Here is a 16,994-nt window from a genome sequence, read left to right as displayed (position 1 = left end):
CCATCGCCGCATGGCGGGCGTGGCAAGCGCCTATTTGGCGGAAAGTTGTCGGATTTCTTCGTCGGACAGGCCAAGCTTGGCTTTCAGCACTGCCGCGGTATGCTCGCCCAACAGGGGCGCTGAGCGGCGCAGCACCACCGGGCTGGCGGACAGCCGCAGCGGACTGGCGGCATTCGGCGCCTGACCGGCCAGCGAATGCGGCAGGCTCTGGCGTAGACCACGCGCCTTGACCTGCGGGTTATCGTAAACCTGGTCGATCGTATTAATAGGCCCCGCTGGCACCCCCGCACGTTCGAGCGCTTGAAGCCAGTAATCACGACTTTGCAGCCTCATGGCATCGGCAAGCATGGGGATAAGGAGATCGCGGTTGATGACGCGCCCAGAATTGGTCTTGAAGCGCACGTCGTCCGCCAGCCCGGGCCGATCGATGACATTACAGTAGCTGCGGAATTGCGTGTCATTGCCAACCGCCACGATAAGATGCCCGTCTGCCGCCGCGAATACTTGGTAAGGCACAAGATTTTGGTGCGCATTGCCGGCACGGCGCGGCGCAGCGCCACTGGCCAGGTAATTGAGATTCTGGTTGGCAAGCATGGCCACCTGGCAATCGAGCAGCGCCATATCGATATGTTGCCCCAGGCCGCTGCGGGTACGCTCGTGCAACGCGGCAAGAATACCCACCGTCGCGTACATGCCGGTCATCAGGTCGGCGACTGCGACGCCCGCCTTCTGGGGGCCGCCGCCTGGCAAGTCATCGCGTTCACCGGTGATACTCATCAGGCCCCCCATGCCCTGGATCATGAAGTCATAACCTGGGCGGCTGGCAAATGGCCCTGTCTGGCCGAAACCAGTGATGGAACAGTAAATGAGCGCCGGGTTGACGGCCTTTAGGCTTTCGTAGTCGAGCCCGTACTTGCGCAGCCCACCGACCTTGAAGTTTTCGACAAATATATCGCTCTGCTTGGCCAGCTCACGTACCAATTCGGCGCCGCGCGGGCTGGCGATGTCTAGTGCCACCGACTGCTTGTTGCGGTTGGCCGACGCGTAATAGGCCGCCTCTGAGGTATCAGCGCCGTTCTGGTCACGAATATAAGGAGGCCCCCAACCACGCGTGTCATCGCCTGTGCCTGGCCGCTCGATCTTGGTGACCTCGGCGCCCAGGTCGGCGAGGTTCTGGGTGCACCAGGGACCCGCGAGCACACGGGTCAGATCCAGCACTTTGATGCCCGTCAAGGGCGCGGGGCGGGGGGACGACATGAAAACCGCACTTGGAAGAGTAAAAACCCTATTTTGCCTGAAGGTGCACGGACCGTCGCCACGAGCGTCCGCATGACGGTCACGTATGATCCACAACGCAAAACCGCAGCCTGACGGATTTTTGTTGTGCAGCGTAGCAAAAGCGCCACACATCATAGGTATTATTAAATACTAGGGTTTACCCTTGCTTTTGACCTAGGGTTTACCCTATAATGTGTTTGTCAGTACAAACATTTGGATTTGTTGATGACACCTAGATAGTGAGGCTAAACATGTCGGCATCCGTTTTGAACCAATCTCCTCGTCTCAGCGATGCAATGGAACGCGAACTGGTACAGCAGGCGCTCTCCAACGGCGAGACCGTTTCCGCGATCGAGTTGGGTAAGAATGTGCTGGCTGCTTTTAAACGCGGTACCGTCGCCTTTTGGGATTACATGGTTGAGGTCGCCGAGGCGCTCAACGAAGCGCGTGCAAAAGACAGCCGCTTCTCCGGCTCGCAGTGGTAACCCACAGCTGAATAAAACGCGGCAGCGTTACATCGCCGCCCGCTCATTCATGTTGTAAAAGCTGAAGCCTGCCCTCAACGGCAGGCTTTTGTGCGTCTGGCCTCAAATATTGCGCTACTTTTTGGTGAGCAGCGCCTTCAGCATCCCCAGGCGTTCTTTCGGGCTTATTGCACCGCCCGCTTCCGGCTCGCCGCCCACAGGAAGCGCCAACCCCATTTCTTCAATAAATCGCGAAGGTTCGCGCACAACATCTTCGCGCGCACGGCGGCGTTTGCGGCACCATGACAAGTGCAGACTGCGCCGTGCGCGGGTTATACCCACGTACATAAGGCGCCGTTCTTCTTGGATACGCGATGCCAGCGCGTCGGCGGCATTTTCGGGGTCGGTGTCCTCGTCGTCGCGGCCCAGATGCGGCAGCAAGCCCTCTTCCACGCCCGCCAGATAAACATGTGGGTATTCCAGGCCTTTTGACGCATGCAGCGTGGACAGCTTGACGGCGTCTGGATCATCCTCCTCGCCGCGCTCAAGCATGGTCACCAGTGCCACGTGCTGGGCCAGCTCCACCAGTGTGTAGTCGTCTTCATCGGCTTTGCGCTTAAGCCAGCCAGTCAGCTCGAGTACATTCTGCCAGCGATTCTGTGCCGGCCGCTCCTCCAACGTGTCGTACAGAAAGCGTTCGTACTGGATGACGCCGAGAAGATGATCCAGCACAGCACCCGCGGAATCCTCTACCGCACCATCCGCACCCACGCGTGCATCGTCACCGCTGCGCGTATCGGCGCCCAGCAGGCTGGCCTGAGCAGGCACTGGCAGCGTGCGGGCCGCCCCCTTTCGACCAGCACGAGCCTGAAGGCCTTGAATGAAGGTGCCAAACACCTGTAGCGGCTCCAACTGCCGGTCGGCGAGACGATCTGTTTCGCCGATTTCGAATAGCGCAGCGAACAACGATAGCTTGCGCTCGGCGGCAAACTGGCCCAACACCTGTAGGGTAGCCTGGCCAATACCCCGTTTGGGGGTGGTAATCGCCCGGATAAATGCCGGATCGTCGTCATCGTTGGCGATGAGGCGGATGTAGGACAGGATGTCGCGGATCTCGGGTTTGTCAAAAAAACTTTGCCCACCCGAAATGGTGTACGGAATATGAAGGTTGCGAAGCGCCTGCTCGATGACACGCGCCTGCTGGTTGCTACGATACAGCACCGCGAAATCGCGCCACTCTGCGCGACGCTCGAAACGGGCGGCCGACAGCCGCATGGCAATAGACTCCGCTTCGGCTTCGTCATTATCCATGGGCGTGAGCTGGATGGGCTCCCCCGCCCCAAGATCTGACCAGAGTTTTTTGCCGAAAATGTTCGGGTTGTGGCTGATCACTTGGTTAGCCGCGGCCAGTATCGTATGCACGGACCGATAGTTTTGTTCCAGCTTGATAAGCCTGATCGACGGGTAGTCTTTCGTGAGGTTTGCGAGGTTTTCAACCGTAGCGCCACGCCACGCGTAAATAGCCTGGTCATCGTCGCCCACAGCCGTGAACATTGCGCGCGAGCCGGTAAGCCACCGTACCAATTGATATTGGCACACATTGGTGTCCTGGTACTCGTCGACGAGCAGATAATGGACGCGGTTTTGCCAGCGCTGGCGCACCTCGGCATTGTCCCGCATCAGCATCGCAGGCAGGCGAATGAGATCGTCAAAATCCACAGCCTGGTAGGCGGCCAGGGTAGCGCTATAGCTGCGGTATACCTTGGCCGCTTCGGCCTCGCTGGGCGATGCGGCCGCCTGATCGGCCGCATCCGGATCCATCAGGGCATTCTTCCAAAGCGAAATGTTTTGCTGCACTGTCCGTAAACGGGCCTTGTCGGTCGTAGCCAGTAGTTCCTGGATGATGCCCAGGCCGTCGTTTGCATCGAGAATCGAAAACCGGGGCTTGAACCCGACATGCGCTGCCTCTTCGCGCAAAAAGCGCAAGCCTAACGAATGGAAAGTACTGATGGTGAGCCCCCTGGCCAGCTTGGGGTCGACCAATTGCTTGACGCGCTCGCTCATTTCACGCGCCGCCTTGTTGGTGAACGTGAGCGCAACCACGTTTCGCGCACGATAATTGCATTCTCGCAGCAGATACGCGATTTTTTGCGTAATAACCCGCGTTTTACCGCTGCCCGCCCCCGCCAGAACCAGACAGGGGCCATCCAGGTAAAGCACGGCCTCTCGCTGCGCAGGGTTGAGATCGGTCGGGACGGTACTGCCCCTTGCGGGAAGTGCGGTATCCATGGTGTTCAGATTTCCAGAGGATCGACCTCAAGGTAAAAGCGCATATTAAAGTGCCGGGCGCACGCGGCCAGGTCGGCAGACCAAGCTGCCAGAAAGTGTTGCAGCACCGCCCGGTTGGCGCTCTCCACCAGTAGCTGTGCGCGCTCGACTTGCGCCACCCGTACAACGCGTAGCGGGACAGGGTCGTACAGCGTAACCTTGTGCATGCCAGGATAGCGCTCGGCAGCCTGCATCGGAAGCTCCCTCGCGGCCGACAGAAAAGCCAAGGCATCGGCCAACGCGCGTGCCTCGGCGGTGAGCAAGGCCTGGTACGCATAGGGCGGTAGGCCTACCGCCTTGCGTTCCGCCAAGCCATAGTTGGCAAAACCCACGTAATCATGGCGCATTAAAGCTTGGTATACCGCTTGGTCGGGGTAGTCTGTCTGGATAATGACTTCGCCGCCGCGCACATGGCGCCCCGCACGGCCCGATACTTGCATGAGCTGGGCAAAAAGCCGCTCGGGCGCACGAAAATCGTGCGCAAAAAGCATGGCGTCGGCGTTAAGTACCCCCACCAGGCCGAGCCGCGCAAAATCATGACCTTTGGCAACCATCTGCGTACCAACCAGGATATCTACCTCGCCGGCATGCACCTTTTCAAACAGCGCCTGGGCGCTGCCCTTCAGCCGTGTGCTGTCGGCGTCGATGCGAGCGATGCGAGCCTCGGGAAAGGACTCCGCCAGGTATTCCTCGACACGCTGTGTGCCCCGCCCCATAGGCTTGAGATCCTGATCGCCGCAGTCTGGGCAGGCGTGCGGTACGCGCGCGTGGTAACCGCAATGGTGACATTGCAGCATGTGCCGCCCCCTGCCCTTGTGCAAAACAGTGTATGCCGTACAGTGCGGGCACTGGCTAACCCAGCCACAAGATGCGCAATTGAGCACCGGAGCGTAACCGCGCCGGTTCAAAAACACCAACGACTGCTCGCCGGCATCGAGGCGGGCCGAGATGGCTTCAAGCAGTTGTGGCGAGAAGCCCTGCTGTAACGACAAGCGCCGCGTATCCACTAGACTGACTCGCGGCAGCTCGACCTGCCGCGCCCGTTGGGCGAGTGTATGGCGCATATAATGCCCTGTTTCGGCGTGGCGCCAGGACTCCAGCGAAGGCGTGGCCGACCCCAACACAACCGGGATACCCAGATCGCGACCTCGCCATACGGCAAGGTCGCGTGCTGAATAGCGCAACCCCTCCTGTTGCTTGTACGACGTGTCGTGCTCTTCGTCGACAATAATCAGCCCCAATTTCGGCATGGGGGCAAATACCGACATGCGCGTCCCGAGCAGCACATTCGCCTGCCCGCGCTGCACCCGCATCCAGGCGCGCAACCGCTCGCCATCGGCCAGCCCGCTATGCAGCACCGCCAGAGAGCCACCATGCGGCAAGGCCGCAAGGCGCGCGCGCAACAGTTGCTCCAACTGCGGCGTAAGGTTGATTTCGGGCACCATGAACAGCACCTGTAACCCCAGGCCGAGCATATGTTGCGCCGCATGCAGATAGACTTCCGTCTTGCCACTGCCGGTCACCCCATGCAGCAAAATGGCCTTGTGACCTTGCTGCGAGACAATGGCCTGCACAGCACTTGCCTGCTCATCATTCAACACCGGCGTTTGGTCGGGCGCGACGGCGGGATCAGGAGGCGCTGCTCGTTTGTCCATGCGCGTAACCGGCCCGCCTGCGGAGCGTTTACCCTGGTAAGCCCCCACCCGGCGCAGCGGTGCCGGTAATGTCGGCAGCATGACTTCGCCCGGCGGGCGCTGATAATAACGCGCGGCAAAGGCGGCCAGCCGCAGCCAGTCGGGCGGCAGGGGCGGTGTATCGTCCAGGATCTGGTCTACATCGCGGATCTGCTCGGGGGGCAGCGCAGGTTGCAGGGGTGTGCCCACAACGATGCCGACCAATTTGCGGCGGCCGAAAGGCACAATCACGCGGGTACCCGGCACCACAGGCTCGGCGGCGCGATAGTCGAACAGGCCGGCAAGCGGGACGTCCAGCGCAACCCTTACCCATGCGCACGGGTTTGCGCCGACGCCCGTTGCGGACATCTCAGACGCTGAACAGTCGGGCGTGGTGGGCATGAATACTTAAAGTGAATTCTGGGTTTTGATTGGAAAAGCCCCTGTCGTCATGCTTTCCACACTCCAACGACTAGCTGTGGATAACTTTGGGGAAAAGACGGCCGACAACATGTGGAAAGTCAATGAGGAAAGGCCTAAAAATAACGCCTCATTACTGAAATATTGTTTTTATTTCTTTAAAATCAAACGCTTATGGCAGATATTGAGATCGTAACTAAGGAATTTGGATAAATGCTGCGAAGCCGCAAGAACTGTGTACAACCTGGATAAATATAAGCCCGGAATAACCCTTATTCCGGGGGTCTTGACAAAATGTATCAAGCGGATTGGTGATGGGCACGGCTGTAGGTATGAACCTCGTCAACCAGCGCGGCCACTGCGTCGGGCGGGGTGTGGCGCGAAATGCCGTGGCCAAAATTGAACACATGGCCACCGCCGCCAACCCGACCGAAGTCGTCGATAACGCGCCGCGCCTGTTCGCGGATCACTGCTTCGCCGCCGAACATTACCATGGGGTCGAGGTTACCTTGCAGCGCAACCCGATCACCGGTACGCCGACGAATCTGGGCCAGGTTCGCCGTCCAGTCAAGGCCAACCGCATCGCAGCCGCAGGCGGCGATTTCTTCGATCCAGGGCGAGCCGCCCTTGGTAAATGCAATGATGGGAACCCTGCGGCCATCACTTTCACGCTGGAGCCCTTGCACCACCCGCCGGGTGTAATCCAGCGAAAACGCCTGGAATGCATCATCGGCCAGTACGCCGCCCCAGCTGTCGAAGATCATGATTGCCTGGGCGCCTGCCTCGATCTGGTGATTGAGATACTGCACTGTTGCCTGGGCATTGATGTCGAGAATGCGATGCAGCAAGTCGGGCCGGCTGTAAAGCATGGTTTTAATGATTTGGTACTCGCGCGTACCCTGCCCTTCGACCATATAGCAGGCAACCGTCCAGGGGCTGCCGGCAAATCCAATCAGTGGCGCTTTGCCTGCCAGTTCTTTGCGCACCAGAGAGGCCGTATCGAACACGTAGCGCAGGTCGTTCATGTCGGGCACGCGCAGTCGGCGTACGTCTTCTTCGGTGCGCAGTGGATGTGCAAACCTCGGCCCCTCACCTGCCACGAAATCGAGCCCCAGGCCCATGGCATGAGGGATGGTGAGGATATCGGAAAACAGGATCGCGGCATCAAGGTCGAAGCGCTGCAAAGGCTGCAGCGTAACTTCGCAGGCGTATTCCGCATTTTGCGCCAACCCGAGGAACGACCCGGCACGCGCGCGTGTTGCGTTGTACTCGGGGAGATAGCGGCCTGCCTGGCGCATCAGCCAGATCGGCGTGTATGGAACCGGCTCGCGCAGTAGCGCGCGCAGCAGCGTATCGTTCTTCAGGGGTGGGTGTGTCACAGAGATCCTCTTGGTCAAGAAGCTGATTTTACCGTTCAGGCGGGATTACCGGGCGGGAGGCCGCCGAAAGCTGCCCGCATCGATGTCGTGTTTGCGCATCAGTGCCCAGAACGCACGCCGGTGCTTCTGCGCGGCGCGTGCAGCCATGGCGATGTTGCCGGAATGACGACTGAGTGCGGCCGTGATGTATGCGCGCTCGAAGCGCTCGACAACCTGGCTTTTGGCCCGCCGGAATGATTCGGCGGAGGTGGCATAACGCGACGCCGATGCAATAGCGAAAGCCTCGAGCTCGGTACCGGTGCGCTCGAGGATGGTATCGCACATATGCCTCGCCGTCATACCGGCACTGATTATGGCATAGTCTGATGAGGGTTCGGCCACAGCGGGCAAGGAAGACGCCAGTTGCTGCGTAGCTGGATATAGCGCGGCGACGGCAGGCTGTGGCGCCGTGGTGCCCACACCTGAAGCGGCAGCGCCGGGCGCGGGACGACGCTGCTTATCCAACAGCCGTTCGATTCTTACGCGCAACTCTTCGACGCAAACTGGCACACGCACAAAATCGGCAACACCCAACAGGTAAAGATCGTGCAGCGCGCATGCCTTGAGATCACGGCACAGTGTCACAACCGGTGTACGCAATGTTGTACGCGCGGCCGAAAGCGTCATGCGGGCCCAAGCGAGGTTTTGCGGCGCCACCGGCAAAAGGCATGCATCGAACCGCCGCAACTGCATGACATTGGCCGCCAGGATCGTGGATGCATAGCTTTCGTGGGTATCGATGTCGGGACATAGCGGCAAAACCTGCAATCTGCCTTTATGGCCGGCTAGATGATCGGGATTAGCCCACGAGGCGGTCTCGGTGGTGAGCAATACCGCGCAGTCCAGTCGTTCTCTCATGCTTTTCTCCATATGCGTGAAAACGTGCTGAGGAGAATAGACACCCGACTATGCGCCGACAATCGGCAGAACTTACATCTCTGAAACTACGAATAGACAATTATGCGCGCAAGAAAAAAAGAACCGGAGGCTCTGTAAGAAGCCTCCGGTTTCGTTGACCAGCTAGTAAGAACTGGCCGTCGCCACGCGAAACCGCGTTAGTGGCGGCGCAGGTGGCGCAGGCGCCGCGCTGCCGCGGCCTCTGCTGCCAGCAAGGCCAGCTCGGCCTCGACAACGGCAATATCTGCCTTGTCTTTGGCCGTGCGCAGGGCCTCTTCAGCCTTTTTACGAGCCTCGAGCGCCTTGGCTTCGTCGAGATCTTCGGCACGGATGGCGGTGTCGGACAGGACAGTCACCACCCCGGGTTGCACCTCGAGAATGCCGCCCGCCACGAAGATACCCACTTCGCCGCCGTCAACCAGCTGGATACGAACCGTACCAGGCTTGATGCGGGAAATGAGCGGCGTATGGCCGGGCAGAATGCCCAGCTCGCCAGATTCGCCGGGCAGCGCCACGAATTTTGCCTCGCCGGCAAAAATCGACTCTTCAGCGCTGACGACGTCAACATGCAGAGTGGCCATGTCTAATCCTTATTGAATCTTCTTGGCTTTCTCGAAAGCCTCGTCGATCGAACCAACCATATAGAACGCCTGCTCGGGCAGTGCATCGCACTCGCCTTCGACGATCATCTTGAAGCCGCGCAGCGTTTCGGCCAGCGGGACGTACTTGCCGGGGCTGCCGGTAAAGACTTCTGCCACGTGGAAGGGCTGAGACAGGAAACGCTGGATCTTACGGGCGCGGGCCACAGCCAGTTTGTCTTCGGGCGACAGCTCGTCCATGCCCAGAATGGCGATGATGTCGCGCAGTTCCTTGTAGCGCTGGAGCGTTTGCTGCACGCCACGTGCGATGCCGTAGTGCTCTTCGCCAACAACTTGGGGATCGAGCTGACGGCTGGTGGAGTCGAGCGGATCGACGGCGGGGTAGATACCCAACGCAGCGATGTCACGCGACAGCACGACCGTGGAGTCGAGGTGAAGGAAGGTAGTGGCCGGCGAAGGATCGGTCAAGTCATCGGCAGGCACGTACACCGCCTGGATGGACGTGATTGAGCCCGTTTTGGTGGACGTGATGCGTTCCTGCAGCTTGCCCATTTCTTCGGCGAGCGTAGGCTGATAGCCCACTGCGGAAGGCATACGGCCCAACAGCGCGGACACTTCGGTGCCAGCCAGCGTGTAGCGGTAGATGTTGTCGACGAAGAAAAGGATGTCGCGGCCTTCGTCGCGGAACTTCTCGGCCATGGTCAGGCCGGACAGTGCTACGCGCAGACGGTTGCCTGGGGGCTCGTTCATCTGACCGAACACCATCGCAACCTTGGACTCGGGCAGGTTGTCCATTTTGATGACGCCGGCTTCCGCCATTTCGTGGTAGAAGTCGTTGCCTTCACGGGTGCGCTCACCTACGCCAGCGAACACGGAAAGACCGCTGTGCGCCTTGGCGATGTTGTTAATGAGCTCGAGCATGTTGACGGTCTTGCCCACGCCGGCGCCGCCGAACAGGCCGACCTTGCCGCCCTTGGCGAACGGGCAGACCAGATCGATAACCTTGATGCCCGTTTCGAGCAGCTCGACCGAAGGAGACAGCTCGTCGAATGCGGGCGCGTCCTGGTGAATGGCGCGGCGCTCTTCGCTTTGAATGGGGCCGCGCTCGTCGATGGGACGGCCAAGCACGTCCATGATGCGGCCCAGGGTGCCTTCGCCGACGGGCACCGAAATGGCGGCGCCCGTGTTGGCGACTTCCATGCCACGGCGCAGGCCGTCGGAAGAACCCATCGCAATGGTACGGACGACACCGTCGCCCAGCTGTTGCTGGACTTCGAAGGTCAGGCCTTTTTCGGCGAAAGCGGAGCTTTCGTCGGCGAGCGTGAGCGCGTCGTAGATGTTGGGGATGGAGTCGCGGGGGAACTGAATATCCACCACGGCGCCGATGCACTGAACGATGGTACCGTTGCTCATGTTTAGTCCTTGCTAAATATCTTTGACGGGATGCGTTGCGAGTATTGCCATCTGTGAGTGGCTGCGAGACAGACGCCGCACAGCCGAGCGATGGGGTTTATACCGCTGCGGCCCCCCCCACGATTTCTGAAATCTCTTTGGTAATGGCAGCCTGGCGGGTCTTGTTGTAGACCAGTTGCAGATCGCCGATGACTTTCTTTGCGTTGTCGGACGCCGCCTTCATGGCGACCATCCGGGCGGATTGCTCGGACGCCATGTTCTCGGCCACCGCTTGGTAGATCAGGCCTTCGACGTAACGCAGCAGCAAATCGTCGATGACAGTTCTGGAATCGGGCTCGTAGATGTAATCCCAACCATGGGTCGAGTGCACGCGTCCGGCCTCGGCCTCGGCGTTCTCAGCCTGCGACTGGAAAGGATCCTCGAGACCGCTAGGAAGCGGCAGCAGACGAATGAAGGTGGGATCCTGCTTCATCGTGTTGACGAAGCGGTTTGTCGCCAGGTAGACAGCGTCGATTTTGCCGTCAACGAAGTCGTCGAGCTGGACCTTGACGGCGCCAATGAGGCGTTCAAGGTTGGGCGCATCACCGAGGTTGACCTCTTGCGACACCAGGTTGGCGCTGATACGGGTAAGCGTACCGGCGCCCTTGTTGCCGAAAGCGGTGAACTGCGTCTTGATGCCCTGCTGCTCGAATTCCCTCAGGCGGGCCAGAACCAGACGCATGATATTGGTATTGAGGCCACCGCACAGACCCTTGTCGGTGGTGACCACAACCACCCCTGCCGCCCGCAACTGGGGCCGCTCAATCATGTAGGGGTGCGTGTAGTCGGGATGCGCCTGCATCAGGTGAGACGCGATATCGCGCACCTTGGTTGCATAGGGACGGCCAGCACGCATCCTCTCTTGCGCTTTGCGCATCTTGGACGCCGCCACCATCTCCATGGCTTTGGTGATCTTGCGCGTGTTTTGCACGCTCTTGATCTTGGTTCGAATTTCCTTAATTCCGGCCATCGCTCTTTCCTGAAAGGGCGTTATAGCGAAGCGGCTTGCGCCTGCCCCGCCTTACGCGCGGGCCCGGGCGGCCGCCCGGATGCCCGTGCCATCACTCAATAAGTACCGTGCTTCTTGAACTCTTGAATGGCGGCTACCAGTTCGCCCTCGTCGTCCTTGGACAGTTCTTTTTTGTCCTGGATGCGTTGGATCAGCGCCTCGTGCTTGCTGCGCAGGAAGTCGCGCAGCGCCTTCTCGAACGGCAGGATCTTTTCGACCTGGATGTCGTCGAGATAGCCGCCGTTGACGGCGAAAAGCGAAACGGCCTGCTCCCATACCGGGTTGGGCTGGTACTGGGGCTGCTTGAGCAGTTCGACCACGCGCTTGCCGCGCTCGAGCTGACGACGGGTGGCGTCGTCGAGGTCGGACGCAAACTGCGCAAAGGCAGCCAGCTCACGATACTGGGCCAGGTCGGTACGAATACCGCCCGAGAGCTTCTTGATGACCTTGGTTTGTGCGGAACCGCCCACACGGGACACCGAGATACCGGCGTTGATGGCGGGACGGATACCGGCGTTGAACAGGTCGGTCTCGAGGAAGATCTGGCCGTCGGTAATGGAGATGACGTTGGTGGGCACGAATGCCGACACGTCGCCAGCCTGCGTTTCGATGATGGGCAGCGCGGTGAGCGAGCCCGTTTTGCCTTTGACTTCACCGTTGGTGAACTTCTCGACGTATTCTTCGTTGACGCGGGCGGCACGCTCGAGCAGGCGGGAGTGCAGGTAGAACACGTCGCCGGGATAGGCTTCGCGACCGGGCGGGCGGCGCAGCAGCAGCGAGACCTGGCGGTAGGCCCAGGCTTGCTTGGTGAGATCGTCGTAGATGATCAGGGCGTCTTCGCCGCGGTCGCGGAAGTATTCGCCCATGGTGCAGCCGGAGTAGGCGGCCAGGTACTGCATGGCGGCCGATTCAGACGCCGGCGCGGCAACCACGATGGTGTACGCCATGGCGCCGTGCTCTTCGAGCTTGCGCACCACGTTGTTGATCGTGGAAGCCTTCTGGCCGATGGCGACGTACACGCAGGTAACGTCCTGGCCCTTCTGGTTGATGATGGTGTCCACCGCAACGGCAGTTTTACCGGTTTGACGGTCGCCGATGATGAGTTCGCGCTGACCACGGCCAATGGGCACCATGGCGTCGATGGCCTTGGTACCGGTTTGCAGCGGTTGAGTCACCGATTTACGCGCAATAACGCCGGGCGCGACTTTCTCGATGATGTCGGTTGCCTTGGCGTTGATGGGACCCTTGCCGTCGATGGGGTTGCCCAGCGCGTCGACGACGCGGCCACGCAGTTCGGGGCCAACCGGCACCTCGAGGATGCGGCCGGTGGTCTTGACCGGGTCGCCTTCGGAAACGCCGGTATAGTCGCCCAGAATCACCGCGCCCACGGAATCGCGCTCGAGGTTGAGCGCCAGACCGAAGACGTTGTTCGGGAATTCAAGCATTTCGCCTTGCATCACGTCCGACAGGCCGTGGATGCGGGTAATACCGTCGGTCACGGAGACGACCGTGCCTTGCGTGCGAACGTCGGTGGACGCGCCCAGGCCTTCAATGCGGCTCTTGAGCAGTTCGCTGATCTCTGACGGGTTAAGTTGCATGTTCAGACTCCTGGAATCCTGTTAACTGGCCGCGTCAGGCGACCAGAGCATCGCGCATGCGGGCCAGCTGGGCCTGCACGGAAGTGTCAAGTACTTGGTCGCCGACGAGCACGCGCACGCCGCCGATGAGGGCGGGATCCACGGTAACGGACGGCTTGAGCTTGAGGCCGAACTTCTTTTCCAGCCCGGATACGAGTTCCGCCACCTGTGCGTCGGACAACTCGAAAGCGCTGGTGATCTGCGCCAGCGCCGTACCCTCGCGCTGGTTTTTGAGGCTTTCGAACTGCTCGGCAATCTGCGGCAACAACAGGATGCGGTTGTTGCCGACCAGCAGCTCGATAAAGTTGCGCGCCTGGGCCGAAAGCGGGGATTTGATCAACCCGGTGAAGAGGTCGATACGCTGGTCGGCGTTCAGGCGCGGATCGGTAAGCGCCTCGCGCACGTCGCCCATGCTGGCAACCTGGGCCAGTTCGGACAGCAGCGCGGACCAGTTCTCGAGGCCCGCCTGGTCGTTCAGCGCCGCCGCAAACAGCGCTTCGGCGTACGGTCGGGCGATAGTCGATAATTCAGCCATGGCTTGCCTTGAGTCTAGAGTTGAGCCTTGAGCTGATCCAGCAGCTGGGCATGCGCGTTGGCGTCAACTTCGCGGCGCAGGATCTGCTCGGCGCCTTTGACGGCCAGGGTGGCAACGTCGTCGCGGAGGTCGTTGCGCAAGCGCTGGACTTCTTGCTCGGCGTCTTGTCGGGCCTGGGCAAGAATGCGCGCCTTCTCGGCCTCGGCTTCGCGCCGAGCCTGCTCGATCAATACAGCGGCCTGTTTCTCGGCCTCGACCATGCGTGCATGGTTTTCCGTTTTGGCGGAAGCTTCGATCAGGCTGATGCGCGCCTGCGCCTGGGCGAGATCTGCCTTGCCTTTATCGGCGGCGGCGAGGCCATCGGCGATTTTCTGGCGGCGGTCGTCCATTGCTTTCGTGAGCGGCGGCCATACGAATTTCATCGTAAACCAACCCAACACGAAAAACACGATCATCTGAAAAAAGAGAGTCGCGTTTAAATTCACGGTCGTTTCCCTTTAAACCTCTAGTGCCAGGCGGCCATGGCCGCACGACACCTGATATCCAAGCCGCAAGCCCGCCCAATGGCGGGTGTTGCGGCTGCTAGGCCCACACGTGGCGGGCGGCGCTGCTTACCCGACGAAGGGGTTGGCGAACGCGAACAGCATGGCGATACCCACACCGATCAGGAAGGCGGCGTCAATCAGACCGGCCAGCAGGAACATTTTGGTTTGCAGAGCGTTCATCAGTTCAGGCTGACGAGCCGAAGCTTCCAGGTATTTGCCCCCCATCAGAGCGATACCAATGCAAGCACCGATAGCGCCCAGACCAATAATAAGACCGCAAGCAAGAGCAACGAAAGCAACGTTGGTCATGACAACTCCTTGGTTAATAACCGTGTAATCAAAAAGTCAAAGAAACTGCATTGCAAGAAAATCCTGCACCCCGACCGGCGGGCGGCGCCCACCCGGCCGAAACCCATTAATGGCTTTCGTGAGCCTGACCCACGTACACCAGGGTCAACATCATGAAAATAAAGGCCTGCAACAGCACGATCAGGATGTGGAAGATCGCCCACACCGAACCGGCCAATACATGACCGATACCCAAGCCCAGGCTTGAGCCATTAAAGCCAGACCATGCACCGCCCAGCAGGGCAATCAGCATGAAGATGAGTTCGCCGGCAAACATGTTGCCGAACAACCGCATACCCAACGAAACCGATTTGGCGGCGTACTCGATGCAGTTCAGCAGGAAGTTAAACGGCGCGAGCAGCAGACCGAAAACGCCGTGCGCATGGAAAGGCGCGGTGAACAGGCCTTTCACGAAGCCGCCCGGGTTATGGATTTTGATGCCGTAGTAGAACATCAGGAGCAGCACGCCCAACGACATGCCCATGGGCACGTTCAGGTCGGCGGTGGGGAGGATACGATGGAAGTAGAGCGGATCGTGGTGGCTGTCTCCCAGACCGGTATTGATGAATACCCAGCCCAGGAAATCGACCGGCACCAGATCGAGCGCGTTCATGAGGATAATCCAGAGGAAAACCGTAAGCGCCAGCGGGGAAATGAAGCGGCGGGTGGTTTCACTGGGGATAATGGCTTTTGCCTGCTCTTCGACCATGTCGGCGAGCATTTCGACGGCAACCTGGAAGCGACCAGGAACACCGGCGGTGGCGCGGCGCGCTGCGCGCCAGAGGAAGAAAATAACAACGAGGCCGGCAAGAATCGCCCAGAAGAGGGAGTCGTAGTTGACGATATTAAAGTCTGCGATGACCGACTGCTTCTCGCCAACGTTATTCAGGTGAACCAAGTGATGCTGAATGTACGCGGACTGTGGCGAAATATCACTAGCAGCCATCTGAATGAACCTTTATCGTAAAGAGGACGCGCGGCGCCCGTGAATCACATAAACATGGCTATGGCAGCTTGCGAAACAGCAACAGCAGCACATAGCCCTTTAATACGAACAGCAACCCCACCAGCGCGGCCGGCCATGAAAGCCAACCTGAACCCAGCCAGCCGGCCAAACCAAGCACCGCCAATGACGAGGCGAGCTTGAAGGCTTCGCCCCAAAAAAAAGTGAGCGGGTCAGACCTTGCCGGCCCCCAGAGGCCCGCGAGCAGACGCAAGGCAAACAAGGAATTGGGAACCAGATACGCACCGCCACCGATCAGCGCGGATATCGCCGCGCCGCTTCCAGCCACCAGACCGCACACCAGCACTGCGACAGCCAGCATGACCGCCTGGGCAGCCAGCGTACGCAATAGGCCGGTACTTGCTCTCAGATGTATGGCAGCGCGATCCTGCTCTGTTAGCACGAGCTTTTCAGCGCCAAATCCCCTTGTTTCGCCTGGTTTGCCGCTGCCCGCAACCGTGTTTGTATCCATGGCGCGAAATGCAGACCTTGATTAATTACCGCGAGGCGTTAAACCCGTGAAGTATAGCTTTTTTTTCAAGCCGTAAGCAACTTGTCAGGCGCCCCGTGTGGGGCGCTGCCTACAGATCTCGCGGCGTACCCTGGCTAGCGGTGCTTGAAGCCAGGCTTACGCTTTTCCACGAAAGCAGCCATCCCTTCCTTCTGGTCTTCGGTGGAAAAAAGCGCATGAAAATTGCGGCGTTCATACAACAGTGTGTCGTTGAGCGAGCCTTCGTATGCCATGTTGACGCACTCTTTGGCCATGATGGCTGAGGGCAGCGACATGGATGCGATCACGGCGGCCGCATCCATGGCTTCTTCCATCAACTTCTCCAAGGGCACCACGCGCGACACCAGGCCGGCGCGCTCGGCTTCGACGGCGTCCATCATGCGGGCAGTGAGGACAAGATCCATGGCCTTGGCCTTGCCCACCGCCCGAGGCAGGCGCTGCGTTCCGCCAAAGCCCGGGATGACACCCAGCTTGATTTCGGGCTGGCCGAACTTGGCGTTATCGGCGGCAATGATGATGTCGCACGCCATCGCCAGTTCGCAGCCACCGCCCAGGGCGTAGCCCGCGACCGCGGCAATGATGGGTTTGCGGACTTGGCGGATGTATTGCCATTCGCCACCTATGTAATCCTGCATATAGACGTCGACGAAATTCCAGCCTTGCATGGCGGCAATGTCGGCACCGGCGGCAAAGGCCTTTTCGCTGCCGGTAATGACAATAGCGCCAATACCATCGTCAGCCTCGAACGTGCGCAGCGCCGTTGCCACCTGGCCGATGACTTCGTTGCTGAGTGCGTTCAATTGCTTGGGACGATCTAGGGTGATCAAGCCCACGCGGCCGCGGGTTTCGGTTTTGATCATGGCTTCCATACCGTCGG

16 protein-coding genes are annotated in these 16,994 nt (G+C 59.9%); 1 reads left to right on the top strand and 15 read right to left on the bottom strand.

The window, feature by feature from the left end:
- Nucleotides 1–30 precede the first annotated feature (30 nt).
- On the bottom strand, nucleotides 31–1,257 hold the full coding sequence (locus LOL23_RS16475) for a CaiB/BaiF CoA transferase family protein (RefSeq protein WP_160982032.1): 1,227 nt from the start codon (nucleotides 1,255–1,257) through the stop codon (nucleotides 31–33).
- A gap of 272 nt (nucleotides 1,258–1,529) precedes the next feature.
- Between LOL23_RS16475 and LOL23_RS16470 the strand changes: the two genes are divergently transcribed.
- A complete protein-coding gene (locus LOL23_RS16470) occupies nucleotides 1,530–1,763 on the top strand; it encodes a hypothetical protein (RefSeq protein ID WP_160982029.1) in 234 nt (77 codons plus the stop codon).
- A gap of 114 nt (nucleotides 1,764–1,877) precedes the next feature.
- Here the strand turns inward: LOL23_RS16470 and LOL23_RS16465 are convergent, their stop codons facing one another.
- From LOL23_RS16465 to LOL23_RS16400, 14 genes are all read right to left on the bottom strand, one after another.
- The gene (locus LOL23_RS16465; RefSeq protein ID WP_160982027.1) at nucleotides 1,878–4,031 is read right to left on the bottom strand and encodes a UvrD-helicase domain-containing protein; all 2,154 of its coding nucleotides are present in this window, start codon (nucleotides 4,029–4,031) and stop codon (nucleotides 1,878–1,880) included.
- A gap of 5 nt (nucleotides 4,032–4,036) precedes the next feature.
- Nucleotides 4,037–6,112, bottom strand: a complete 2,076-nt coding sequence (locus LOL23_RS16460) for a primosomal protein N' (RefSeq protein ID WP_237173939.1) — start codon at nucleotides 6,110–6,112, stop codon at nucleotides 4,037–4,039.
- Nucleotides 6,113–6,462: 350 nt separating this feature from the next.
- Nucleotides 6,463–7,542 (bottom strand): uroporphyrinogen decarboxylase, encoded by a 1,080-nt coding sequence (gene hemE, locus LOL23_RS16455; RefSeq protein ID WP_160982023.1) that lies wholly within the window; start codon nucleotides 7,540–7,542, stop codon nucleotides 6,463–6,465.
- A gap of 45 nt (nucleotides 7,543–7,587) precedes the next feature.
- Nucleotides 7,588–8,439, bottom strand: a complete 852-nt coding sequence (locus LOL23_RS16450; RefSeq protein WP_160982021.1) for a helix-turn-helix domain-containing protein — start codon at nucleotides 8,437–8,439, stop codon at nucleotides 7,588–7,590.
- Between the two features lie 197 nt (nucleotides 8,440–8,636).
- Complete coding sequence (locus LOL23_RS16445) at nucleotides 8,637–9,059, bottom strand: F0F1 ATP synthase subunit epsilon (protein ID WP_160982019.1); 423 nt, start codon at nucleotides 9,057–9,059, stop codon at nucleotides 8,637–8,639.
- 9 nt (nucleotides 9,060–9,068) lie between these two features.
- Nucleotides 9,069–10,490 (bottom strand): F0F1 ATP synthase subunit beta, encoded by a 1,422-nt coding sequence (gene atpD / locus LOL23_RS16440; protein WP_160982017.1) that lies wholly within the window; start codon nucleotides 10,488–10,490, stop codon nucleotides 9,069–9,071.
- Between the two features lie 97 nt (nucleotides 10,491–10,587).
- Nucleotides 10,588–11,499 carry a F0F1 ATP synthase subunit gamma gene (gene atpG / locus LOL23_RS16435; RefSeq protein ID WP_160982015.1) on the bottom strand — a complete coding sequence of 304 codons (912 nt, stop codon included), beginning with the start codon at nucleotides 11,497–11,499 and terminating at the stop codon, nucleotides 10,588–10,590.
- Nucleotides 11,500–11,594: 95 nt separating this feature from the next.
- Nucleotides 11,595–13,136 (bottom strand): F0F1 ATP synthase subunit alpha, encoded by a 1,542-nt coding sequence (gene atpA, locus LOL23_RS16430; protein WP_160982013.1) that lies wholly within the window; start codon nucleotides 13,134–13,136, stop codon nucleotides 11,595–11,597.
- 34 nt (nucleotides 13,137–13,170) lie between these two features.
- Nucleotides 13,171–13,710: a F0F1 ATP synthase subunit delta gene (locus LOL23_RS16425; protein ID WP_160982011.1), complete on the bottom strand. Its 540-nt coding sequence runs from the start codon at nucleotides 13,708–13,710 to the stop codon at nucleotides 13,171–13,173.
- 14 nt (nucleotides 13,711–13,724) lie between these two features.
- Nucleotides 13,725–14,195 carry a F0F1 ATP synthase subunit B gene (locus LOL23_RS16420; RefSeq protein ID WP_160982009.1) on the bottom strand — a complete coding sequence of 157 codons (471 nt, stop codon included), beginning with the start codon at nucleotides 14,193–14,195 and terminating at the stop codon, nucleotides 13,725–13,727.
- Nucleotides 14,196–14,321: 126 nt separating this feature from the next.
- Nucleotides 14,322–14,564: a F0F1 ATP synthase subunit C gene (gene atpE, locus LOL23_RS16415; protein WP_003815363.1), complete on the bottom strand. Its 243-nt coding sequence runs from the start codon at nucleotides 14,562–14,564 to the stop codon at nucleotides 14,322–14,324.
- 106 nt (nucleotides 14,565–14,670) lie between these two features.
- A complete protein-coding gene (gene atpB / locus LOL23_RS16410) occupies nucleotides 14,671–15,549 on the bottom strand; it encodes a F0F1 ATP synthase subunit A (RefSeq protein ID WP_160982007.1) in 879 nt (292 codons plus the stop codon).
- A 58-nt stretch (nucleotides 15,550–15,607) separates the two neighbouring features.
- Entirely contained in the window at nucleotides 15,608–16,078 is a 471-nt protein-coding gene (locus tag LOL23_RS16405; protein ID WP_160982005.1) for an ATP synthase subunit I, read from the bottom strand.
- Nucleotides 16,079–16,212: 134 nt separating this feature from the next.
- The gene (locus LOL23_RS16400; protein ID WP_160982003.1) at nucleotides 16,213–16,986 is read right to left on the bottom strand and encodes an enoyl-CoA hydratase; all 774 of its coding nucleotides are present in this window, start codon (nucleotides 16,984–16,986) and stop codon (nucleotides 16,213–16,215) included.
- Nucleotides 16,987–16,994: the final 8 nt, after the last annotated feature.

Origin of the sequence: Paracandidimonas lactea (genome assembly GCF_021653995.1) — a bacterium.
Taxonomy (GTDB): domain Bacteria; phylum Pseudomonadota; class Gammaproteobacteria; order Burkholderiales; family Burkholderiaceae_B; genus Allopusillimonas; species Allopusillimonas lactea.
This window is presented reverse-complemented; position numbering and strand designations above follow the sequence as displayed.